Genomic DNA, 23,700 nt, shown 5'->3' on the forward strand with positions numbered 1-23,700 from the left:
CAACGCCAGACAGGATGTTTAGCGTCCTGTCGTTGGTAGCCAGTTATAAAACAGAGGATAACCGCGCATGGTGCTTGGCAAACCGCAAACAGACCCGACTCTCGAATGGTTCTTGTCCCATTGCCACATTCATAAGTATCCATCGAAGAGCACACTCATTCACCAAGGTGAGAAGGCAGAGACGTTGTATTACATCGTCAAGGGCTCTGTGGCTGTTCTGATTAAAGATGAAGAGGGCAAGGAAATGATCCTCTCCTATCTAAATCAGGGCGATTTCATTGGTGAGTTAGGACTGTTCGAAGAAGGTCAGGAACGTAGTGCCTGGGTTCGTGCTAAAAGTGCCTGTGAAGTGGCTGAAATTTCTTATAAAAAATTCCGCCAGCTGATCCAGGTCAACCCAGACATTCTGATGCGCCTGTCTTCACAGATGGCTAACCGTCTGCAAGTCACTTCTGAGAAAGTAGGCAACCTGGCATTCCTGGACGTTACCGGTCGCATCGCGCAGACGCTGCTGAACCTGGCTAAACAACCTGATGCAATGACTCACCCAGACGGTATGCAGATTAAAATTACCCGTCAGGAAATCGGTCAGATCGTGGGTTGCTCTCGCGAAACTGTTGGTCGTATCTTGAAAATGCTGGAAGATCAAAATCTGATCTCCGCTCACGGTAAAACGATCGTCGTATACGGCACTCGTTAATCTCCGTCTAAAAAATGGCGTGTTGCTTCATAACACGCCTTTTTTGTCTCTAAAAAACTAAATCCGAAACCCGATTAATTGAAGTTGCAGCAAGGCAGCAAGTGAGTTCATCCCGATGAGCTTACTCAAGTAAGTGATTCGGGTGAATGAACGCAGCTAACGCCGCTGCAGCTTTAAGTAAGAAGGGTTTATGTGGCGAAGACTGATCTACCATCCCGAAGTAAACTACGCACTGCGGCAAACGCTGGTGCTGTGCCTTCCGGTGGCAGTAGGTTTGCTCGTCGGCGATCTCCAGTCTGGTCTGCTTTTCTCTTTAGTCCCTGCCTGTTGCAACATTGCCGGTCTTGATACTCCGCATAAACGTTTCTTCAAACGCCTGATCGTCGGTGGCTGTCTGTTTGCTGCCAGCAGTTTGATCATGCAACTTTTGCTGCTTTACACCACTGTGCCACTGCCCGTCATTCTTGTTGTGATGGCGCTCTTGCTGGGTGTCACGGCAGAAATCAGTTCCCTGCACGCTCGTCTGCTTCCCGCATCACTCATTGCTGCCATATTTACGCTCAGCATGGCCGGGAATATGCCGATCTGGAAACCGATGCTGCTGTATGTCTGCGGTACGATTTGGTACGGCGTATTTAACTGGTTTTGGTTCTGGATGTGGCGCGAGCAGCCACTGCGGGAATCATTGAGTCTGCTCTATCGGCAGTTGGCTGATTACTGTGAAGCAAAATACGGCATGCTGACTCAACATACCGATCCGGAAAAAGCGCTCCCACCGCTGCTGGCTCGTCAGCAAAAAGCGGTGGATCTCATTACCCAGTGCTACCAACAGCTTCATATGCTGGCGGCAAACCAGCAAAACGGCTACAAGCGTTTGCTGCGTGCATTCCAGGTAGCATTGGATTTGCAAGAGCACATCTCGGTAAGCCTTCACCAACCAGCTGAAGTTCAGAAGCTCGTCGAGCAAAGCCATGCAGAAGCGGTTATTCGCTGGAATGCACAGACCATCGCGGCGCGGTTACGTGTACTGGCTGACGACATTCTTTACCATCGTTATCCACAGCGTTTTACGATGGAAAAACAGATCGATGCCCTTGAGAAAATCGCCCGTCAAAATCCAGATAACCCGGTTGGGCAATTTTGCCATTACCACTTCAGCCGTGTCGCTCGCGTGCTACGCACCCAACGCCCACTGTATGTCCGTGATTTAATGGAAGACCGGCAACGCCGTTTACCGTTGTGGGCGGCATTGAAAAGTTATTTATCATTGAAGTCAGCGGCGCTTCGCAACGCAGCAAGATTGGGTGTGATGCTCACGATAGCCAGTCTGCTGGGTGCATTTTTACATCTGCCCAAGCCCTACTGGATTTTAATGACGGTAATGTTCGTGACGCAAAACGGCTACGGTGCCACACGAGTTCGTATTCTCCACCGTTCGGCTGGCACCATTGCAGGCCTTGCCATCGCAGGTATTGCGCTTCACTTCCACTTCCCGCAAAGCATTGCTCTGGGCGCGATGCTGGTCATTACGTTGGTGAGCTATCTGTTTATTCGCAAAAGCTACGGCTGGGCGACGATAGGCTTTACGGTGACCGCCGTTTATACCCTGCAATTGATAACATTAAGTGCCGAGCAGTACATCGTCCCTCGCCTGATAGATACCTTGCTAGGCTGCTTGATAGCCTTTGGCGGCATGGTGTGGCTGTGGCCACAATGGCAGAGTGGCTTGTTACGCCAGAATGCCCACGATGCGCTGGAAAGAGATCAAAATGCAATTCGCCTGATTCTAAGTAATGACCCCGAACCAACGCCGCTCGCTTATGAACGTATGAAGGTTAACCAGGCACATAACGCCCTGTTTAACTCCCTGAACCAGGCGATGCAGGAACCTGGGTTTAACTCGCATTATCTGGCGGATATGAAATTGTGGGTGACGCACAGCCAGTTTATTGTCGAGCACATCAATGCGATGACGACTTTGGCTCGCGAACACAACATGTTGACGCCGGATCTCGCCCAGCGCTATTTGCAGTCATGTGAAATTGCACTGCAACGATGCCAACAGCGGCTTCAGTATGATGGGCCGGGGGAAACCAATGACGCGAATATTCTCGACCCGCTGGAAGGGCTTCCAAACGGGCCATTAAGTACGATGGAACAACATTTACAGCGGATACTGGGCCATCTGAGCACCATGCATACCATATCTTCGGTTGCATGGCGTCAACGGCCACATCATGGCATCTGGCTAAGCCGCCTACGACGGCCTGGCTAAGTATTACGCTTTAATCACCTTCGCGACTGCTTTAGCGAAACGCTTCATACCTTCTTCAATATCGGTATCTTCAACAATCAACGCAGGTGCGAAACGCATTACGTCAGGCCCGGCATTCAGCACCATCACGCCCTCTTCCGCTGCCGCGTAAAGGAACTCACGTGCGCGGCCTTTGTATTGCGGTTTGAGCTCAGCACCGATCAATAACCCCATCCCACGGATATCGCTAAACAGATCAAACTGCTCATCGATCTGTTGTAAATGGCTGACGAACTGTTGCCGCTTCGCCGTCACACCACTGAGCACTACAGGTGTGTTGATGATATCAAACGCCGCGCCCGCGACCGCGCAGGCCAGAGGGTTACCGCCATAAGTTGAACCGTGTGTACCGACATGAAACGCCGATGCAATTTCCTGAGTCGTCAGCATCACGCTCACCGGGAAGCCACCGCCGAGTGCTTTTGCGCTGGTCAAAATATCTGGCGTCACGCCGTAGTGCATATAGGCAAACAGCTCACCGATACGCCCCATGCCACACTGCACTTCATCAAATACCAACAAGGCTTTGTGCTCATCACACAGTTCGCGCAAGCCTTGCAAGAACTCTGGTGTTGCCGCCGTAACGCCGCCCTCACCCTGAATCGGCTCAACCACGACCGCGCAGGTATGGTCGTCCATCACGGCTTTTACCGCGTGCAAATCATTAAATGGCACATGAATGATGTCAGCTGGTTTCGGGCCAAAACCATCGGAATACTTAGGTTGCCCACCAACTGAAACAGTAAACAGAGAGCGACCATGGAAGGCGTTATGGAAAGCGATAATCTTGGTTTTATACGGGCTATGGCGCGTGGAAGCGTAGTAGCGGGCCAGTTTAAAGGCTGTTTCATTCGCTTCGGTGCCGGAATTCATAAACAGCACGCGTTCAGCAAAAGTGGCGTCAATCAGCTTGCGGCCAAGGCGTAGAGCGGGTTCATTGGTGAAAACGTTGCTGGTATGCCATAACGTTTCGCCCTGAGTTTTTAGCGCTTCAACTAAAGCTGGATGGCAGTGACCTAGCGCAGTAACAGCAATCCCACCTGCGAAATCCACATATTCTTTCCCTTGTTGATCCCATACGCGGCTACCTTTGCCTTTTACCGGGATAAACTCTGCCGGTGCATAAATCGGCAAAATAACTTCATCGAAAGTTGCGCGGGTAATTGCTGATTGTTCAGTTGCCATTTATTGCCCATCCCCTTTTTACGCGTGAAAGCTTCATGAAAAAATGAAAATATAATCATGAAATATGCATAAAAAATCATTAACTGGCAATAAAAAATCAACGTTTAAGGAAATTGGCTAACAGCTGGTGCCCCTGCTCGCTGAGAATGCTTTCTGGGTGAAACTGCACACCTTCCAGGTCAAACTCACGATGGCGAATGCCCATAATTTCCTGCTTATCCGTCCAGGCGGTCACTTCAAAACAGTCGGGTAAGGTGGCGGGGTCGATCACTAAAGAGTGATAACGCGTTACGGTTAAAGGGTTGTTCAGGCTGTGGAAAACACCGTGATTGCTATGCGAGATAACCGAGGTTTTACCGTGCATCACTTTTTGCGCGCGAACAATGGTCGCGCCGAATGCCTGCGCAATCGCCTGGTGTCCAAGGCAAACGCCGAGAATCGGCAACTGCCCAGCGAAATGCGTAATCGCCGCAAGAGAAATTCCTGCTTCGGTGGGCGTGCAAGGGCCAGGAGAGATGACCAGTTTTTCTGGTGCCAGGGCAGTGATATCAGAAAGAGTCAGCTCATCGTTACGTTTCACCACCACTTCTGCGCCTAATTCACAAAAGTATTGATAAAGGTTCCAGGTAAATGAGTCGTAATTGTCGATAAGCAGTAGCATCGCGGCTCCAGGGTAAATAAGAACCGCGCTATTCTATTCGCTTTCGCGCGCTTCACTCACGACTTTAGTGAAAATCTCGTTGAGCATTTTCAAATCACCCAACGCCCCGGTTTGATTCGCCGTTGCCCATGCTTCAGGCGATACGTCTTTCCAATCGAGGATGTAACCGGCATGAATCGCTAACTGCTCGAAGAACACACGCTGTGCCCGACCACTGCCAACAAAGAACGGATGAAGGACGTTAATTTCACAATAGTAATGTGACAGGCGCAGAACGAACTCAGTTCTGGAAAGTCCGACGAGATAATGCTCGTCCTCCATTTCTTGCATCAGATCGTTGCCTTCATTTTCGATGTACTCGAAATGACAGAACTGTATCTCCCCTTTGGAAATATCAACATCTCGTAGCTCGCCTGCCCAGTCGAAAACATCCTGAAAAAGCTGCTGATGGATGGCACACAACCAGGGTAAGCCGCGATGCAACGGGCCAAGTTCAATCGTATCTACACGCTGCGCGATAATCTCATCTTGCGCATGAGGCTCAAGGATATCCAGCCGGCTGCTGGCATGAAATGAACGGCTGCGCAATTGCTGCCAAAGGCGGGACTTTTGTTTGTCGGTCAGTTTCTTTGCCATGATGCCTCCCTAAATGACGACCCGTTGTTGCCACAAGTATAAGCAGCAATCGGTGGAAGTGCAGGAAGCGGTAGATTGCGCGAGTACGGAATACTCGCGCAGGAGTTTTTTACGGCAGGACTTTAGCTGAGAGGATAACTACAGGTTTTGACGGAACATTTTGGTATGGGCCGACATCATGAGTCTGGACCTGGGAGATCTTATCGGCAACGTCCATCCCTTTCACAACTTTACCAAATACTGCATAACCGAAGTCGCGCTGGCCGTGATCGAGGAAGGCGTTATCTGCCACATTGAGGAAGAACTGGCTGGTCGCGCTGTCTTTATCGGCAGTACGCGCCATGGAAATAGTACCGCGAGTGTTACGCAAGCCGTTATCGGCTTCATTTTTAATCGGTGGGTTAGGCTGCTTCTGATTCATATCTGCAGTGAAGCCGCCGCCCTGAAGCATGAAGCCCGGGATCACGCGATGGAAAATGGTGTTGTTGTAGAAACCGCTGTTAACGTAATCCACAAAGTTTTTCACAGAGACTGGGGCTTTCTGGCTATTTAACTCAAGCTCAATTTCACCCGCTGATGTGGTCAACAGGACATGTGGGTCACCTTTAGCAGCAAGTGCCGCAGGAGAGAGAGCGGTTAGAGCAAACACAGTTGCTACAGCCGCCAGAGTCGATTTGAGCATGAATAATTCCTTACGAATGCAGTGAATGAGGCAAGTTGCTAGATTGTAAAGACGCACTCAAGTATGCGCCAGCCATTTACGGTTTTTTACTTTCACACAAATCAATAAGTTAAATGAATCAATAATCAAATAACACGATTAATCGTGACGCTGGTCACCTTAAATTCAAGTGGTTGCAGCAAATGAATTATAAATTGTATGAATGAGTCACGTTTTTGACTAAAATCCATTCTTCTCGAGTGCTGTCAAAGCACTTTACATTTCTATTCACAGGCTTGTCATGACTAACAGCAACCGCATTAAGCTCACATGGATCAGCTTCTTCTCCTACGCACTCACTGGTGCGTTGGTAATCGTCACCGGGATGGTGATGGGCAATATCGCCGAATACTTCCACGTCCCCGTTTCCAGCATGAGTAACACCTTTACTTTCCTGAACGCCGGCATTTTGATTTCTATCTTCCTTAATGCCTGGTTAATGGAAATCGTACCGCTCAAAACTCAACTGCGTTTTGGTTTCATCCTGATGGTGCTGGCCGTTGCCGGACTTATCTTTGGCGATAACCTGACTATCTTCTCAGTCGCGATGTTTGTACTCGGGCTGGTCAGCGGTATCACGATGTCCATTGGTACGTTCCTGATTACGCACATGTATGAAGGCCGTGAGCGTGGTTCACGCCTACTGTTTACCGACTCCTTCTTCAGTATGGCAGGGATGATCTTCCCAATGGTGGCCGCGATTCTGCTGGCTCGTAGCATCAACTGGTATTGGGTTTATGTCTGCATCGGTCTGGTTTATGTCGCTATCTTCATCCTGACCATCGGTTGTGACTTCCCGGCATTGGGTAAACACGCACCGCAACCGGAAAAAGTCGCCGAGAAAGAAAAATGGGGTGTGGGCGTACTGTTCCTGTCCATCGCAGCTTTGTGCTACATCCTCGGCCAACTGGGCTTTATCTCCTGGGTTCCGGAATATGCCAAAAGCCTGGGTATGAACCTGAATGACGCAGGCCAACTGGTCAGCGATTTCTGGATGTCTTACATGTTCGGGATGTGGGCGTTCAGCTTTATTCTGCGTTTCTTCGATTTGCAACGTATTCTGACTGTTCTGGCGGGTGCGGCGACTGTTCTGATGTACCTGTTTAACAAAAGCGAACCGGCACATCTGGCATGGTTTATTTTGGCGCTTGGCTTCTTCTCCAGTGCGATTTACACCTCTGTAATCACCCTGGGTTCATTGCAGACCAAAATCGCTTCGCCAAAACTGGTTAACTTCGTACTGACCTGCGGCACCATCGGCACCATGCTAACCTTCGTGGTCACTGGCCCGATTGTGGCTCACAGCGGCCCGCACGCGGCTCTGCAAACTTCAAACGCCTTGTACGCAGTGGTATTTATCATGTGCCTGATTCTCGGCCTGGTAACGAAACACCGCCAGCATAACGCTGCTGCTGCGCACTAAAAGCGTCGGCTTACGCTACGTTTATCCGCCCTACGCGGTTTTGTAGGGTGGATAAGCTCAAGCGTCATCCACTACTTCTCACCCACGAAACGTTATCTCTTCAGCTCCATCCAACATCACCCAGGTTTGTGACAATTGCGTGGTTGCAATCACCTTCCCTGCTCGCACTGACCAACGCACCGGCACTTGCCTGCGCACCGCATCAAAACCGTTTTCAGCAGGAAGAATAATCAGGTTCGCCGCCTTCCCCTCGACAATCCCGTACTCCTGCACGCCAAAAGTACGGGCGCTGTTATCAGTAATCAGCTTCAAACCTTCGTCAATTTGCTGGTAACCCATCATCTGGCAGACATGCAGCCCCATATGCAGCACCTGCAACATATTGGCGGTGCCCAGCGGATACCACGGATCAAACACATCGTCATGACCAAAGCAGACGTTAATCCCCGCCTCGAGTAACTCTTTCACGCGGGTCACACCACGGCGTTTCGGGTAATCATCAAAGCGACCTTGCAGATGAATATTCACCAGCGGGTTGGCGACAAAGTTAATACCGGACATTTTCAACAAGCGGAACAAGCGCGAAGTATAAGCGCCGTTGTAAGAGTGCATCGCCGTGGTATGGCTGGCGGTTACGCGCTGCCCAATACCATCTCGCAGCGCCAGGGCTGCAACGGTTTCGACAAAACGCGATTGCTCATCGTCAATTTCATCGCAATGAATATCTAACGGGCGATCGTATTTCTGCGCCAGAGCGAACGCCTTGTGCAGCGATTCCACGCCGTATTCCCGGGTAAATTCAAAATGCGGGATTGCCCCAACGACGTCTGCACCCAGTTGCAACGCTTCTTCAAGCAGCGCCTCACCGTTGGGGTACGACATAATCCCTTCTTGTGGGAAAGCGACGATCTGCACTTCAATCCAGGGGGCAGCTTCTTGCTTCACTTCCAGCATAGCTTTGAGCGCCGTCAGCGTCGGATCTGAAACATCAACGTGGGTACGCACATACTGAATGCCGTTGGCGATTTGCCATTTCAGTGTTTGCCAGGCGCGTTGTTTGACGTCTTCGTGCGTCAGCAGCGCTTTGCGCTCAGCCCAACGTTCAATGCCTTCAAACAAAGTGCCTGACTGATTCCAGTTGGGCTGCCCGGCGGTTTGCGTGGTATCGAGGTGAATATGAGGCTCAATAAATGGGGGTATAGCAAGTCCGCCTCGCCCATCAAGCACCTGCTGGCTTTCGGTTTGAGTTTCACTCATTGGTTTAATGGTGCTGATACGCCCATTTTCGATGGCTATTTGCCATAAGCCTTCGCGCCCGACCAGACGCACATTTTGAATTAACTCCAACGCCAGATTGCTCATACCCACTCCTTGTTAATTAGCCGCCCCTATTTCATAGCACACAAGGCAAAATGGGGACATTTATTGTCTTCCCGCGAATAGCTAAACATTTCCACAACTTAGAAAAACCCACTAAAATCAGCAATATACCCATTAAGAGGTATATAAAGGTGTATTTGATTTGTATCAATAATCGCCGTTGCTGAATCGTTAAGGTAGGCAGTAATAGAAAAGAAATTGAGGCAATTATGAGCAAAGTCAAAATCGCAATCATCGGTAATGGCATGGTCGGCCATCGCTTTATCGAGGACTTACTTGATAAAGCCCAGCCAGGCCAATTCGACATTACTGTTTTCTGTGAAGAGCCGCGCAAAGCCTACGATCGCGTGCACCTGTCTTCCTATTTTTCCCATCATACTGCTGAAGAATTATCCCTGGTACGTGACGGTTTCTATGAGAAACACGGTGTAAAAGTGCTGGTCGGCGAACGCGCCATCACCATTAACCGCCAGGAAAAAGTGATTCATTCGAATACTGGTCGTACCGTGTATTACGACAAACTGGTCATGGCGACCGGTTCTTATCCGTGGATCCCACCGATTAAAGGTTCTGAAACACAAGACTGTTTCGTCTACCGCACTATCGAAGATTTGAACGCTATCGAAGCATGTGCCCGCCGCAGCAAGCGCGGTGCCGTGGTCGGTGGTGGCCTGCTCGGCCTTGAAGCCGCAGGCGCGCTGAAAAACCTCGGCGTTGAAACGCACGTTATCGAATTCGCACCAATGTTAATGGCCGAGCAACTCGACCGCATGGGCGGCGAGCAACTGCGCAATAAAATCGAAAGCATGGGCGTGCGCGTTCATACCAGCAAAAACACCCAGGAAATCGTCCAGGAAGGCACGCAGGCGCGTAAAACCATGCGCTTTGCCGACGGTACGGATCTGGAAGTCGACTTTATCGTCTTCTCAACCGGTATCCGCCCTCGCGATAAACTGGCTACCCAGTGCGGCCTGGCAACTGGTCAACGCGGCGGCATTGCGGTCAACGATACCTGCCAGACTTCTGACCCGGACATTTACGCCATCGGGGAATGTGCCAGTTGGAATAACCGCACATTTGGCCTGGTTGCACCTGGCTACAAAATGGCGCAGGTTACCGCTGACCACCTGCTCGGCTCTGAAAATGCCTTCGAAGGCGCAGATATGAGCGCCAAGCTGAAACTACTCGGCGTGGACGTTGGCGGGATTGGTGATGCGCATGGTCGCACCCCTGATTGCCGCAGCTATGTTTATCTCGACGAAAGCAAAGAAGTTTATAAGCGCCTGATTGTTAGTGCCGACAACAAAACCCTGCTCGGCGCGGTTCTGGTGGGCGACACCAGCGATTACGGCAACCTGCTGCAACTGGTTCTCAATAACATCGAGCTGCCAGAAAACCCGGATGCGCTGATTCTGCCTGCACATGCCAGTTCCGGTAAGCCAGCAATTGGTGTTGATAAACTCCCGGACAGCGCGCAAATCTGTTCCTGTTTCGATGTCACCAAAGGCCATCTGGTTAAAGCAATCAACAACGGCTGCCACACTGTTGCCGCGCTAAAAGCCGAAACCAAAGCCGGTACCGGCTGCGGTGGCTGTATCCCGTTGATCACGCAAGTATTGAATGCCGAACTGAGCAAGCAAGGCATCGAAGTTAACCACAACCTGTGTGAACACTTCGCGTTCTCCCGCCAGGAGCTGTATCACCTGATTCGTGTTGAAGGCATTAAATCCTTCGATGAACTGCTGCAAAAATACGGTAAAGGTTACGGCTGTGAAGTCTGTAAACCGACCGTCGGTTCTCTGCTTGCTTCTTGCTGGAACGACTATGTGCTCGCACCTCAGCACACACCGCTTCAGGATACCAACGACAACTTCTTGGGCAACATCCAGAAAGACGGGACTTACTCAGTCATTCCACGTTCCGCTGGCGGGGAAATTACGCCAGAAGGTCTGATGGAAGTGGGCCGTATCGCACGCGAATTCAATCTCTACACCAAAATCACCGGTTCCCAGCGTATCGGCCTGTTTGGTGCGCAAAAAGATGATTTACCAGAGATCTGGCGTCAGCTGATTGAAGCCGGTTTTGAAACTGGCCACGCGTATGCGAAAGCACTGCGTATGGCTAAAACCTGTGTCGGCAGCACCTGGTGCCGCTACGGCGTTGGCGATAGCGTTGGTTTCGGCGTTGAGCTGGAAAATCGCTACAAAGGTATTCGTACCCCGCACAAAATGAAGTTTGGCGTGTCCGGTTGTACCCGTGAGTGTGCGGAAGCACAGGGTAAAGACGTGGGGATTATCGCCACCGAGAAAGGCTGGAACCTGTATGTCTGCGGTAACGGTGGTATGAAACCACGCCACGCTGATTTGCTGGCCGCTGATTTAGACCGTGAAACGCTGATCAAGTACCTCGATCGTTTCATGATGTTCTACATCCGTACCGCCGACAAACTGACCCGTACCGCGCCGTGGCTCGATAGCCTTGAAGGCGGAATCGAGTACCTGAAAAAAGTCATCATCGAAGACAAACTGGGCCTCAACGATCAGCTTGAAGCGGAACTGGAACGCCTGCGCGAGAAAGTGATTTGCGAGTGGACTGAAACGGTGAATACCCCGGAAGCTCAGGTTCGCTTCAAGCACTTCATCAACAGCCCGGTGCGCGACCCGAACGTGCAAATCGTGCCTGAACGTGAGCAACATCGCCCGGCGACATCTTACGAGCGTATCCCGGTCACCCTGGTAGAAGAAGTGGAGGAAAATGTATGAGCCAGTGGACTACTGTTTGCCAGTTAAACGACATCCTGCCTGCTACCGGTGTTTGCGCGTTGGTAGGTAATGAGCAAATTGCAATTTTCCGCCCACGTAATGACGACCAGGTTTTCGCCATCAACAACATTGACCCGTTCTTCGAAGCGAGCGTGTTATCTCGTGGCCTTATCGCCGAACACCAGGGTGAACTTTGGGTCGCCAGTCCGTTGAAAAAGCAGCATTTCAGACTGCGAGATGGATTGTGCATGGAAGACGAGAGCCGCTCGATTGCACACTACCCGGCGCGCGTTCAGGACGGCCAGGTTCAGATTAAAGCTTAAAACAAGCCCTTGAGGCTTCATCGTAGAGCGGAAGACGTAAAACGCTTCCCTCTGCGATTTTTTAGATTCTCTTTTTCTTTCAATTTGTTGGGATAACAAAAATGTTCACCGATACCATTAATAAATGTGCGGCGAATGCCGCTCGCATTGCCCGATTGTCGCAAAACAACCCGCTTGGTTTCTGGATCAGCTCCGCAATGGCTGGTGCATATGTAGGCCTGGGGATCATTCTAATATTCACCCTCGGTAACCTGGTCGAGCCATCTTTGCGCCCACTAGTGATGGGAGCGACCTTTGGTATCGCCCTGACACTGGTTATCATTGCTGGCTCTGAATTATTCACCGGCCACACTATGTTCCTGACTTTTGGTGTTAAAGCAGGCACCATTTCCCACGGTCAAATGTGGGGCATTTTGCCGCAAACCTGGCTAGGTAATCTGATTGGCTCCGTGTTTGTTGCCCTGCTGTACAAATGGGGCGGCGGTAGCCTGCTGCCGTTAGATACTAGCCTGGTTCACACTGCGGCGCTGGCAAAAACCTCCGCTCCAGCCATGGTGCTGTTCTTTAAAGGTGCGTTGTGTAACTGGCTGGTTTGCCTGGCAATCTGGATGGCTGTCCGTACTGAAGGTGCTGCTAAATTCATTGCTATCTGGTGGTGCCTGCTGGCATTTATCGCTTCCGGCTATGAACACTCCATCGCCAACATGACGCTGTTTGCTCTGTCCTGGTTTGGTCATCACAGCGATGCATATACTATGGCGGGAATCGGCCACAACCTGCTGTGGGTAACGCTCGGGAATACCCTTTCTGGCGTAGTATTCATGGGTCTGGGTTATTGGTATGCTACTCCGAAAGCCGAGCGTCCCCAGCCTGCGCAAGTCGCCGCGCCGGAGACTGCCCGCAACTAATTTCTTTTGAGGATTGAACGTGGATCACCTGCCTATATTTTGTCAATTGCAAGGTCGTGCCTGCCTCCTGGTCGGTGGTGGCGATGTTGCAGAACGTAAAGCGCGTTTGTTGATGGAGGCAGGTGCACGAGTCACTGTAAATGCCCTGGATTTTTCTCCGCAATTTCATGTGTGGGCGGAACAGGGCATGATTACCCTTGTTCAGGGTGAGTTCGACGCCGCACTGCTCGATGTTTGTTGGCTGGCCATCGCCGCAACAGACAACGATGTGGTGAATCAGCAAGTCAGCGAATCGTGCGAATCCCGCCGTATTTTCTGTAATGTCGTCGATGCCCCAAAACAAGCCAGCTTTATTATGCCGTCGATTATCGACCGTTCACCGCTGATGGTAGCTGTTTCATCCGGCGGCACCTCCCCAGTTCTTGCCCGCCTGCTGCGTGAAAAACTCGAAGCCATTCTGCCGCTACATTTGGGGAAAATTGCCTCTTATGCCGGGACGCTGCGTGGCCGGGTAAAAGCGAATTTCAAAACTATGGCCGAGCGTCGCCGCTTCTGGGAAAAATTCTTCACTAACGACCGGCTGGCACAATATCTGGCAAACGAAGACAAGCAAGCCGTCGATAAAGAAACTGAGTCGATGTTTGCCACGCCTTTAGATCATCGTGGTGAAGTTGTTTTAGTCGGCGCAGGCCCAGGAGATGCGGGTCTGTTGACACTCAAAGGGTTACAGCAAATCCAGCAGGCCGATGTGGTGGTTTATGACCGCCTGGTTTCCGACGATATCATGAACCTGGTGCGCCGTGATGCCGACCGCATATTCGTTGGTAAACGCGCGGGTTATCACTGCGTCCCGCAAGAAGAGATTAACCAGATTCTGCTGCGTGAAGCGCAAAGCGGTAAACGCGTGGTGCGTCTGAAAGGCGGCGACCCGTTTATCTTTGGGCGCGGTGGCGAAGAGTTAGAAACCCTGTGCGATGGCGGCATTCCGTTCTCCGTCGTACCAGGAATTACTGCCGCGTCGGGCTGTTCAGCTTATTCTGGCATTCCGCTAACTCACCGCGATTATGCGCAAAGCGTACGTCTCATTACCGGGCACCTGAAAACAGGTGGCGAGTTGGACTGGGAAAACCTGGCTGCAGAAAAACAGACGCTGGTGTTCTATATGGGCTTAAACCAGGCTCCTGCTATCCAGGAGAAACTGATTCAATACGGTATGTCCGCGGAAATGCCTGTAGCGTTAGTTGAAAATGGTACTGCGGTTAAACAACGCGTGGTCAGCGGAATATTAAGTGAGCTTGGTGAATTATCGACGCAGGTTGAAAGCCCGGCCTTAATTATTGTCGGCCGAGTTGTTGCATTGCGCGATAAGTTGAACTGGTTCTCGAATCATTAATTTTTATTTAAGATAACAAAAAGGCTTGCCGAGTATTCTCGCCAAGTCTTTTTGTTTATAAGCAGTTAATTAATTTACCAATCATCATAAGCAATATTTATTTCATGCAATAACGTGTCTGATTTCAGACTTAGTAATACCATTAGTAAACCCTATAATTAACCACCTTTTTGAAAGGTCATTACATATACCAAAAACAATTCGAGTTGCACAAAGGCGGCAAGTGCGCGAATCCCGATGAGCTTACCCTGGTCAGTGATTCGGATGAGTAAACGCAGCCAACGCATATGCAGCGTGAAGTATGACGGGTATACAAATAATTAATGATAGGGAATATCAATGAACAAGTTCGTAAAAGCTGCTTCTGCACTAGCTGTCCTGGCTCTGTTGTCTGGTTGTACAGGTCACATTGAGAACAAAGATAAATCTTGTGGTTATGATTATTTACTGCACCCAGCAATTTCTATTTCAAAAATTATTGGCGGCTGCGGCCCAGCATCTCCACAATAATAGTTCAGAAGCAAATATAAAAACCGCCCGAATATAAGGGCGGTTTCTTTATTATTAGACAGCTACGATATGCTCCCCATTAAGAGAGTATACGAGCCATAAGTCATTAAGGCTGTGCGACAAACCCAATCACTTCATAGACTTTCTTCAGCGTAACGCTGGCATGTGAACGCGCTTTTTCAGCACCATCTTTCATCACTTGCTGCAAATAAGCTTCATCATTACGGAAATTGTGATAACGCTCCTGCAATTCAGTCAACATACCAGATACGGCATCAGCAACTTCACCTTTCAGGTGGCCATACATTTTGCCTTCGAACTGCTGCTCAAGTTCAGGGATAGGCTTACCAGTAACAGCAGAAAGAATATCCAACATATTGGAAACCCCTGCTTTATTCACTGGATCATAACGCACAACAGGTGGCTCGTCCGAGTCAGTTACCGCGCGTTTGATTTTCTTCACGACCGATTTCGGGTCTTCCAACAGGCCGATAACGTTATTACGGTTATCATCTGATTTAGACATTTTCTTGGTCGGCTCAAGCAGAGACATCACGCGCGCGCCTGATTTAGGAATAAACGGCTCAGGCACTTTAAACACGTCGCCATACAGCGCATTGAAACGTGCTGCGATATCACGACTCAGTTCCAGGTGTTGTTTTTGATCGTCACCAACCGGCACCAGATTGGTCTGGTACAGCAAAATATCTGCTGCCATCAATACCGGGTAATCAAACAGGCCGGCATTGATGTTTTCAGAATAACGAGAAGACTTGTCTTTAAACTGAGTCATACGGCTCAGCTCACCAAAATAGGTGTAGCAGTTCAGAGCCCAGCCCAACTGTGCATGTTCTGGCACGTGAGACTGTACAAAGATGGTGCTTTTAGCCGGGTCGATACCACAAGCCAAGTACAGAGCTAACGTATCGAGTGTCCGGCTACGCAATTGCGTTGCATCCTGACGCGCAGTGATCGCGTGTAGGTCAACGATGCAGTAAATGCAGTGGTAATCATCTTGCATGTTGACCCACTGACGCAGCGCACCCATGTAGTTACCAATGGTCAATTCACCTGATGGCTGCGCGCCACTAAAGACGATGGGCTTACTCATGTTCTTATTCCTGATGTTCTTTGTTAGAGAGCCCTAATGCGGGCAGTAAATCGTTGAAATGGTCAAACACGTAATCGGGTTTGCTCAACTCGATGGACTCACCATAGTTATAACCGTAAGTCAGGCCAATGGAACAGCATCCAGCCGCTTGAGCCGCGAGAATATCGTTGCGGGAGTCACCAACAAAAAGCAGTTCTTCCGCGCTAAGATTCAACTCTTCCATCACTTTATGCAGCGCTTCGGGATGCGGTTTTTTATTTTCCACATCATCGCCACCAATTATGACTTTGAAGTATTGCGCAATGCCCAATCTTTCGAGCATCGGTAAGACAAACGGTGTCGGCTTGTTAGTTACCAGCCCCATCGGCAAGCCTTTTTCGGCCAAAACAGCCAACGTATTAGCGACTTCCGGGAACAAGAAGCTGCCCTCTTCTGCTGTTTGCGCATAGTAGGCGTCAAACAGTTTACGAGCAATGCTGCATCGATCGGCTTCAGGCTCTTCACCTTTCAGCGCCCAGGTCAATGCGCGCTTAACCAGCACATCAGCACCGTTGCCGATCCACTTTTCAACTTTGTCTTCACCCGCGGTCGGCAACTCCAGCGCATAAAGCGCCTGATCCATTGCCTGCGTCAGACCCAATGCTGTGTCGACCAGTGTACCGTCTAAATCAAAGGCGATACCGCGAATTTTACTTAACTTATCCATGACTTACCTTTGCTAACTCACTACGCATACGATCAATAACGGCTTTGTAATCTGGCTGATTGAAAATCGCCGAACCGGCAACAAACATATCAGCACCTGCCGCAGCAATTTCAGCAATATTGTCTACTTTCACGCCACCATCCACTTCCAGGCGAATGTCATAGCCAGAAGCATCAATGCGCTCACGTACCTGACGCAGTTTTTCCAGCGTATGTGGAATAAATGATTGTCCGCCAAAACCTGGGTTAACAGACATCAGCAAAATGACATCGAGTTTGTCCATGACGTGATCAAGCCAACTCAGCGACGTTGCTGGGTTAAGCACCAGGCCTGCTTTACAGCCGTGCTCTTTGATCAGTTGCAGGGAACGGTCAACATGCTCTGACGCTTCCGGGTGGAAGGTAATGATGTTGGCACCGGCCGCGGCGAAATCCGGAATAATGCGATCAACAGGCTTCACCATCAGATGCACATCAATAGGGGCAGTAATACCGTAATCACGCAGCGCTTTTAACACCATAGGACCAATGGTGAGATTAGGAACGTAATGGTTATCCATAACATCGAAATGGACGACATCCGCACCTGCAGCCAGCACCGCAGCCGTGTCTTCACCCAGGCGGGCAAAATCGGCTGAGAGGATTGAGGGGGCAATCAAAAACTGTTTCATCCGCTTCTCCAATAGCAAATCAAAAAAGACCGCGGACGAAACGTCTTAGGCACTGACTTTATACAGCGCCAGCAGTTCGTCCACCTTGTTACGTGTTCCACCATTCCGGCTAATGCTGCGACGCACCTGCACGACATGCAGTTTTGCCTGGTGATACCACAACCGGGTGAGTTCCGTATCATGGTTAGAAATCAGCACCGGAATGCGATTTCCTTGCAAATTTTCGGCTAACTGCGCGAGATGTTGCTGCTGCACAGCGTTAAAGCTATCGGTGTGATACGCCGTAAAATTAGCCGTTGCAGACAAAGGCGCGTAGGGAGGGTCGCAATAAACAACAGATCCCGCACTGACATTTGCCATGCTGACATCGTACGACTGACACAAGAATATGGCGTTTTGTGCTCGTTCGGCAAAATGATACAACTCTTCTTCAGGAAAGTAGGGTTTGATGTAACGGCCAAACGGGACATTGAATTCACCACGTAGGTTATAACGACACAGGCCGTTGTAACAATGGCGGTTCAGATATAAAAACAGCAATGCACGACGAAACTCATCTTTGCACTGGTTAAATTCGGTACGATTGAGATAGAACGCCTGCTCATCGTTTTGCTCGGCAGTAAAGAGTTTACGTGACTCCTGAACATACTCATCCGTGCGGGTTTTGACGATGTTATAGAGGTTAATCAGATCGCTATTAATATCTGCGAGGATGTAACGAGAGTATTCAGTATTCAGAAAGACTGAGCCGGCACCAACAAACGGCTCAATCAGACAATCACCTTTCGGCAGATACTTTTTAATGTCTTCGAGCAGGGGGTATTTCCCCCCCGCCCATTTCAGAAAAGCGCGATTTTTTTTCATGCTGCCTAACTATTTACACCTTTTCCTGCTGTGGAAAGGTTCCAACAGCGGCTGCGCTTGTTCATCACTTCAGATCAGACTGAACCTGATGGATAGGTTTTGCCCATGGGTTCTTGGCCTGCACATCGGCTGGTAATGTTGCAACGGCACGTTTTGCCTCATCTTTGTTGGCATAAATACCGCTAACCAACACATACCACGGCTGACCATTTCGCACAGTCTGGTAAACCATATAGTGCTGCAGGTTCTCTTTCTTCGCCCAGGCATTCAGGTTTGCTGAGTTAGAAGAGGAGCTGAGCTGCAAGGTATAATGGCTTCCCGGAGCACCTTTGATTGCACCTGCATCACCCGCGACAGCGCCAGTTGCGGCCGTTGCAGGAGCAGCTTCTGCGGCTTTCGTTACCGGGGCTGCTGCAGTTTGAGTAGCAGCAGCTTTAGGTGCCGCAGCACTGACTGGTGCTTTAGCTGGTGCAGTCGCTGTTGGCGCAGGAGCTGTAACAGGCTCACTACGTTTTGCCGTAGCTACCGGTTTTGGTTCCGCTTTCACCGCTGGTTGTTTTACAGGCTGAGCCTTGTGCTGGGACTCAATCACGACAGTTTTACGTTCCTGACGCGGAGCTGCTTGTTTCTCTGGCTCTGATTTCACTACCGCACGCGGAGCTGTAGTTGCACCCGCAACTGCCGCAACAGTAGCCGGTGCTGTTGGCAATGTTGAGCTATTAACTGCATTGTCAATCTGGCCGGACTGTTGAGTCAGTGCATTATTCAGGTCGCCCGGAACTTCAACACGCTGTTGTCCCTGTGGCGCAGGTTGAGTTTGCGCATCAGACGGCGTTGAAGAAATTGCAGGAAGAGTCACTTCTTGCGGGTTACCTGCGGTTTCGGTCTGATTAGCAGCAGAGGTGTTGCCTGGCTGCGGTTGTGCGCCATTAGCCTGGTCAGCAGCAGCGCCGGACAAGTCGATATTCTTTTCAGCGTTCGGATTGTTATTCGCTGTTTCAGTATCAGTAGAAGGGGCCTTCAGGGCCGAACCAATTCCGATGATTAGCAGCAACAGTACAAGAATACCAATGCCCATCATCAGGTGCTGGCGGGAGACCGGAACTTTCTGTTTAGCGGATTTTTTGCGGGTACGCGCCGGGCGACGTTCTTCTGCATCAACTTGCAGATCATCGTCGTTTTCATACTCTTCTTCATCACGAGCACGACGGGTACGCGCTGGACGAGGCTCATCAGAGTCTAATTCAACATCATCGACATTGATTTGCGGCTCATTATCGCGCTCATCAGATTTACGGTTACGGCCTGAACGACGATCGCTGGGATCGGGTTTCAGCTCGTCTTCCGGTTTAAATTCATCCATTTAACACCCCACTCAAAGGCTTGTGCCAGCAATTCAAAGTCAGCACATCGCCCGAAGTTAAAAATCGCCTGACTTCAGCGACCGAAATTTCTAATAATTAAGCCTGCTGACAATCAGCAATGGCGGACAAAACGATATCGTGTGGAACTCCGCCACGCATTTCACTCTTCCCGATTGCCAGCGGCAGCACTAAGCGCAGCTCACCAGCCAAAACTTTTTTGTCACGCATCATGTGGGGCATATACGCGGCAGCAGACATTTCTTTCGGCCCAGTAACTGGCAGCCCGGCACGTTGCAGCAATTTAATAACGCGCTGCACATCTGCCTCACTGAAGTTCCCTAAACGCTGAGCTGTTCGTGCCGCCATAACCATACCTGCGGAAACAGCTTCACCGTGTAGCCAATTGCCATAGCCCATTTCTGCTTCTATAGCGTGACCAAAGGTGTGGCCCAAATTCAGTAAAGCACGTAAGCCACTTTCGCGCTCGTCAGCGGCAACAACTTCTGCTTTCAGCTCACAACAACGACGAATACACCAGGCCATTGCTTTACCATCCAGCGCAAGCAATGCATCCAGGTTTTCTTCAAGCCAGTTAAAGAAATCGCCGTCGAGAATAATTCCGTACTTAATGACTTCTGCCAGACCAGATGCCAACTCCCGAGCAGGTAAAGTATTTAGACAGTCGAGATCCACCACTACCGAAGCAGGTTGGTAGAACGCGCCAATCATATTTTTACCGAGGGGGTGGTTAACGGCTGTTTTACCGCCAACAGAAGAGTCCACTTGCGAAAGCAAAGTGGTTGGAACTTGAATAAAGCGCACGCCGCGTTGATAACTCGCCGCGGCAAAGCCAGTCAGGTCACCGACGACACCACCGCCCAGGGCAATGAGTGTCGTATCACGACCATGTGGCTTTTCAAGCAACGCAGTAAAGACAGTGTCTAATACAGCGAGACTCTTAAATTGTTCGCCATCCGGAAGGATGACGGAATCGACTTTAACGCCCGCTTGCTCCAGCACGCCACGCACCTTATCCAGGTAGAGCGGCGCCAGGGTTTCATTGGTCACCAGCATCGTCTGGTCGCCAGCTTTCAGCGGCCCAAAAGATGCCGAGTCACTAAATAACCCAGCAGCAATGGTGATAGGGTAACTACGTTCCCCGAGAGTGACTGTTAACCTCTCCATAACGCGAAGTCCACCTTGATGTTGCTTAGCCCGCAGGCGTTTTTTCGATTAAGCCAGAATCAGTTGCTTTCCAACATATTAATAATCTGGTTAGCAACCACTTTGGCACTTTGGTCGTCAGTGCGAATCGTCACATCAGCAATCTCTTCATAAAGAGGATTGCGTTCCTGAGCTAAGGCTTCAAGAACTTCACGCGGTGGAGTCTCAACTTGCAGTAGTGGGCGTTTTTTATCACGCTGCGTACGAGCGAGCTGTTTTTCAATTGTGGTTTCAAGATACACCACAACTCCACGGGCTGAGAGACGGTTACGGGTCTCACGAGATTTTACAGAACCGCCGCCAGTTGCCAGCACAATGCCCTGTTTTTCAGTGAGTTCGTTGATGATTTTTTCTTCGCGATCGCGGAAGCCGTCTTCGCCTTCAACGTCGAATACCCAGCCCACATCAGCTCCGGTACGTTTCTCAATCTCTTGATCAGAATCGAAAAATTCCATATTGAGTTGCTGAGCTAACTGACGCCCAATAGTGCTTTTGCCGGCACCCATAGGCCCAACCAGAAAGATATTGCGTTTCTCTGCCATTTTTTCGGTACTACTAAGACAATTCGTTGATGATAAACCCGCCCTGTTACAACCAGGTGCAGCGGGACATGAACTGAAACCTCATAAGCGATAGTGCGAGAGTCAGACTGAAAATTATCTCAATACTCAAGGTGGTTTGGCAACCGATTATATTCCCCAGCCTTCTTATGAAGAAGAAAATGCATAAATCGGGGTTATCTGTCACAAGACTTGAGCAACCAGCCTCTCGAAACGGTACACCTTGTAAGCTAATTCCTCTCTGCCGTCAAACACCTGGGCAACGTTTCAAAGAAAAACTGCACGATGAGGAAAGAAAACGCTACGAAACAGGGATAAGTCGAGGGGTAATAAATACCACTAATTCACGGTGTTGATGATTTTTTGCATCATGGCGAAACAGGCTGCCCACAATAGGTATTGAGCCAAGCAATGGGACGCTGTCGCTACTGTCAGTGTTGTGTTGCTGGAAGATCCCACCAAGGGCAAGGGTTTCGCCATTTTTCACCGCAACAACAGTTTCAATTTCTTGCTTGTCAATCGCCAGAACTTCGCCATCAGATTGCTGAATGCTACGGCCAGGCATGTTCTGGCTGATGCGCAATTTTAGACGAATATTGCCATCTGACTGAATAGTGGGCGTCACTTCCATCCCCAGAACAGCTTCTTTAAACTCGATTGCAGTTGCCCCGCTCTCGCCACTGGATACCTGATAAGGGATCTCCGTACCTTGCTTGATGCTGGCAGGCTGTTGATGTGCCGCCATCAGGCGCGGGCTGGCAATGATTTCAAGCTGTTGCTGTTGTTCCAGAGCAGACAATTCAAGCTCCAACAGTCGGCCATCTATTCGAGCGATATTAAAACCGACCTTTGTAGTAGCGTTCTTGACGGAAAGATCGGCTGAAAAACCTGTGGTCTGATGAAGCTTACTTTCCCCTTTTTGCTCGGCAGTAGACCACTTCACGCCAAGTTCACGTAACTTATCCTGGTTAATAGTGACGATATGGGCTGAAATTTCTACTTGCCCGATTGGCAAATCCATTTCTTTCACCCAGTCAGCAATCTGTTTGAGCACTGTCTTATTATCACGCACAATCAGCCGGTTAGTGCGTTTGTCAGCCGTGATATTACCCTGAGCACTCAATAACTTATTTCCACCAGATTTTAGTGATGTCGATAAATCTTCAACATCGGCATGATGAGGAGTGAAGACCTGGTAGAACATCGGTTGATCAAGTGCCTGCTGTTTTCGTTGCTCCATCGCTTGCGCTTGTTGCTCACGTAAGCGAGCCTTCGGAAAAATCTGTATTACATTTCCTTCACGCTGCTGGCTAAGCTCCGCACTATTCAATACCAATTCAAATGCTTGCTTCCACGGTACGTCAATCAAGTTAAGCGAAAGAACTCCATCCACGCCAGGAGCAACCATAAGGTTAACGTTTTGGTTTTCAGCTAATGCCTGCAAAACCTGGGTTACCGGCGCGTTATCGAGGACCAGAGAAATACCTTTACCAGCCTGGCTGGAGAGAGGCAGAGCCAACACCAGAAGAAATACCCGCATCCATGGCATATGTTTTTCCTTTTATTTCCCAACGATAAGAAGAGGGTTTGCAGGCAGGATTAACCCTCGCCACCACATACCCCATCCCGACATTTTCAATGCGAACATCGGGAAATAGCTCTTTATCAACTTTGATTCGCTGCCCGATACCTTGTGGACTGAGCATCAGCGCAGTATTCGCAGTGGGCGAACTGATTACTCCCTGTAATACCCAGGCCGCCAGTTGCACGGTCAGTTTTTCACAAGGAGAAATATGCTGCTGAAAGGGGTTTGGAGGCATCGCACTCACGGTTGAAATGACCATGAATCCTACCCAAAAAATGTTACGCTCCATCTGAAAACTCCATTTTTATCACAAACTTGAGTAAGTCACCTTGTTCAGTAATGGTGAAAGAGTGCCCCGATACCACTCGATATTCTGCAAGCCTGGTAAATAAACCCGGTAGCTCTTCCCATGGCAAAAGAATTTCCAGTGTTCCCTCCTTATTTTCAGGCTGCCACTTCAGCAACTTCCCCCTTGATTCCCCAACGAACTCCGCCACAGAAAATACCCGTAAATTAGATGGACGCATGTGCAGTTCAGAGGGTGAAACTTGAAGGACTTTGCGTTGCAACTCAGCAATGCGTTGAGTTGTCTGCTTGTTGTCCACTTCCAGCTGAGAAAAATGAGAATGATGTGGCCGTATCAAACTCACCCAGGCAACAACGCTGACTAAGCCCGTTACGACGACAATCATCGCCACAC

General features: G+C 49.9%; 23 protein-coding genes. 8 read left to right on the forward strand and 15 right to left on the reverse strand.

The window, feature by feature from the left end:
* The first annotated feature begins 67 nt into the window (after window positions 1-67).
* Both crp and LVQ76_RS12035 read left to right on the forward strand, forming a co-directional pair.
* Window positions 68-700: a cAMP-activated global transcriptional regulator CRP gene (crp, locus tag LVQ76_RS12030; protein ID WP_151993646.1), complete on the forward strand. Its 633-nt coding sequence runs from the start codon at window positions 68-70 to the stop codon at window positions 698-700.
* A 190-nt stretch (window positions 701-890) separates the two neighbouring features.
* Window positions 891-2,975: a YccS/YhfK family putative transporter gene (locus LVQ76_RS12035; protein WP_232904771.1), complete on the forward strand. Its 2,085-nt coding sequence runs from the start codon at window positions 891-893 to the stop codon at window positions 2,973-2,975.
* A 3-nt stretch (window positions 2,976-2,978) separates the two neighbouring features.
* Here LVQ76_RS12035 and argD read toward each other — a convergent pair whose 3' ends face one another.
* The 4 genes from argD to ppiA all read right to left on the reverse strand — a co-directional run bounded on the left by argD (window position 2,979) and on the right by ppiA (window position 6,178).
* Entirely contained in the window at window positions 2,979-4,199 is a 1,221-nt protein-coding gene (gene argD, locus LVQ76_RS12040; RefSeq protein WP_232904772.1) for a bifunctional acetylornithine/succinyldiaminopimelate transaminase, read from the reverse strand.
* A gap of 97 nt (window positions 4,200-4,296) precedes the next feature.
* Window positions 4,297-4,860 carry an aminodeoxychorismate synthase component 2 gene (gene pabA / locus LVQ76_RS12045; protein WP_232904773.1) on the reverse strand — a complete coding sequence of 188 codons (564 nt, stop codon included), beginning with the start codon at window positions 4,858-4,860 and terminating at the stop codon, window positions 4,297-4,299.
* A gap of 33 nt (window positions 4,861-4,893) precedes the next feature.
* On the reverse strand, window positions 4,894-5,496 hold the full coding sequence (locus LVQ76_RS12050) for a putative adenosine monophosphate-protein transferase Fic (RefSeq protein ID WP_151993650.1): 603 nt from the start codon (window positions 5,494-5,496) through the stop codon (window positions 4,894-4,896).
* Window positions 5,497-5,605: 109 nt separating this feature from the next.
* Window positions 5,606-6,178, reverse strand: a complete 573-nt coding sequence (ppiA, locus tag LVQ76_RS12055; protein ID WP_064514292.1) for a peptidylprolyl isomerase A — start codon at window positions 6,176-6,178, stop codon at window positions 5,606-5,608.
* Window positions 6,179-6,458: 280 nt separating this feature from the next.
* Between ppiA and tsgA the strand changes: the two genes are divergently transcribed.
* On the forward strand, window positions 6,459-7,640 hold the full coding sequence (gene tsgA, locus LVQ76_RS12060; protein ID WP_151993651.1) for an MFS transporter TsgA: 1,182 nt from the start codon (window positions 6,459-6,461) through the stop codon (window positions 7,638-7,640).
* A 78-nt stretch (window positions 7,641-7,718) separates the two neighbouring features.
* On the opposite strand, the gene LVQ76_RS12065 is transcribed toward tsgA, so the two are convergent.
* Window positions 7,719-9,002, reverse strand: coding sequence for a cytosine deaminase (locus tag LVQ76_RS12065; RefSeq protein ID WP_232921730.1), 1,284 nt, complete (start codon window positions 9,000-9,002; stop codon window positions 7,719-7,721).
* Between the two features lie 227 nt (window positions 9,003-9,229).
* On the opposite strand from LVQ76_RS12065, the gene nirB reads away from it, so the two are divergent.
* From nirB to LVQ76_RS12090, 5 genes are all read left to right on the forward strand, one after another.
* The gene (gene nirB / locus LVQ76_RS12070; protein ID WP_232921731.1) at window positions 9,230-11,782 is read left to right on the forward strand and encodes a nitrite reductase large subunit NirB; all 2,553 of its coding nucleotides are present in this window, start codon (window positions 9,230-9,232) and stop codon (window positions 11,780-11,782) included.
* On the forward strand, window positions 11,779-12,105 hold the full coding sequence (nirD, locus tag LVQ76_RS12075; protein ID WP_064514301.1) for a nitrite reductase small subunit NirD: 327 nt from the start codon (window positions 11,779-11,781) through the stop codon (window positions 12,103-12,105). The genes nirB and nirD overlap by 4 nt, the downstream gene beginning before the upstream one ends.
* A 101-nt stretch (window positions 12,106-12,206) precedes the next feature.
* Window positions 12,207-13,013: a nitrite transporter NirC gene (gene nirC / locus LVQ76_RS12080; protein WP_232904781.1), complete on the forward strand. Its 807-nt coding sequence runs from the start codon at window positions 12,207-12,209 to the stop codon at window positions 13,011-13,013.
* Between the two features lie 19 nt (window positions 13,014-13,032).
* Window positions 13,033-14,406: a siroheme synthase CysG gene (cysG, locus tag LVQ76_RS12085; protein ID WP_232904783.1), complete on the forward strand. Its 1,374-nt coding sequence runs from the start codon at window positions 13,033-13,035 to the stop codon at window positions 14,404-14,406.
* A gap of 339 nt (window positions 14,407-14,745) precedes the next feature.
* Entirely contained in the window at window positions 14,746-14,916 is a 171-nt protein-coding gene (locus LVQ76_RS12090; RefSeq protein ID WP_151993657.1) for a DUF4223 family protein, read from the forward strand.
* Window positions 14,917-15,022: 106 nt separating this feature from the next.
* Here the strand turns inward: LVQ76_RS12090 and trpS are convergent, their stop codons facing one another.
* The 10 genes from trpS to LVQ76_RS12140 form a co-directional block, all read right to left on the reverse strand.
* Window positions 15,023-16,027, reverse strand: a complete 1,005-nt coding sequence (gene trpS, locus LVQ76_RS12095; RefSeq protein ID WP_232863782.1) for a tryptophan--tRNA ligase — start codon at window positions 16,025-16,027, stop codon at window positions 15,023-15,025.
* A 4-nt stretch (window positions 16,028-16,031) separates the two neighbouring features.
* Window positions 16,032-16,733: a phosphoglycolate phosphatase gene (locus tag LVQ76_RS12100; RefSeq protein ID WP_232863783.1), complete on the reverse strand. Its 702-nt coding sequence runs from the start codon at window positions 16,731-16,733 to the stop codon at window positions 16,032-16,034.
* Complete coding sequence (gene rpe, locus LVQ76_RS12105) at window positions 16,726-17,403, reverse strand: ribulose-phosphate 3-epimerase (protein ID WP_232904785.1); 678 nt, start codon at window positions 17,401-17,403, stop codon at window positions 16,726-16,728. Before rpe ends, LVQ76_RS12100 begins: the two co-directional genes overlap by 8 nt.
* Before the next feature lie 45 nt (window positions 17,404-17,448).
* A complete protein-coding gene (gene dam / locus LVQ76_RS12110; RefSeq protein WP_232863785.1) occupies window positions 17,449-18,267 on the reverse strand; it encodes an adenine-specific DNA-methyltransferase in 819 nt (272 codons plus the stop codon).
* A 64-nt stretch (window positions 18,268-18,331) separates the two neighbouring features.
* Entirely contained in the window at window positions 18,332-19,630 is a 1,299-nt protein-coding gene (damX, locus tag LVQ76_RS12115; RefSeq protein ID WP_232863786.1) for a cell division protein DamX, read from the reverse strand.
* A gap of 97 nt (window positions 19,631-19,727) precedes the next feature.
* Window positions 19,728-20,816 carry a 3-dehydroquinate synthase gene (gene aroB, locus LVQ76_RS12120; RefSeq protein WP_034460277.1) on the reverse strand — a complete coding sequence of 363 codons (1,089 nt, stop codon included), beginning with the start codon at window positions 20,814-20,816 and terminating at the stop codon, window positions 19,728-19,730.
* A gap of 59 nt (window positions 20,817-20,875) precedes the next feature.
* On the reverse strand, window positions 20,876-21,397 hold the full coding sequence (gene aroK / locus LVQ76_RS12125; RefSeq protein WP_034460280.1) for a shikimate kinase AroK: 522 nt from the start codon (window positions 21,395-21,397) through the stop codon (window positions 20,876-20,878).
* A gap of 319 nt (window positions 21,398-21,716) precedes the next feature.
* The gene (gene hofQ / locus LVQ76_RS12130) at window positions 21,717-22,964 is read right to left on the reverse strand and encodes a DNA uptake porin HofQ (RefSeq protein ID WP_370640076.1); all 1,248 of its coding nucleotides are present in this window, start codon (window positions 22,962-22,964) and stop codon (window positions 21,717-21,719) included.
* Window positions 22,903-23,289: a hypothetical protein gene (locus LVQ76_RS12135; protein WP_232863788.1), complete on the reverse strand. Its 387-nt coding sequence runs from the start codon at window positions 23,287-23,289 to the stop codon at window positions 22,903-22,905. The genes hofQ and LVQ76_RS12135 overlap by 62 nt, the downstream gene beginning before the upstream one ends.
* Complete coding sequence (locus LVQ76_RS12140; protein ID WP_232863789.1) at window positions 23,279-23,692, reverse strand: HofO family protein; 414 nt, start codon at window positions 23,690-23,692, stop codon at window positions 23,279-23,281. Before LVQ76_RS12140 ends, LVQ76_RS12135 begins: the two co-directional genes overlap by 11 nt.
* Window positions 23,693-23,700: the final 8 nt, after the last annotated feature.

Source organism: Buttiauxella cochleicola (assembly GCF_021283185.1).
GTDB classification, from domain to species: domain Bacteria; phylum Pseudomonadota; class Gammaproteobacteria; order Enterobacterales; family Enterobacteriaceae; genus Buttiauxella; species Buttiauxella massiliensis.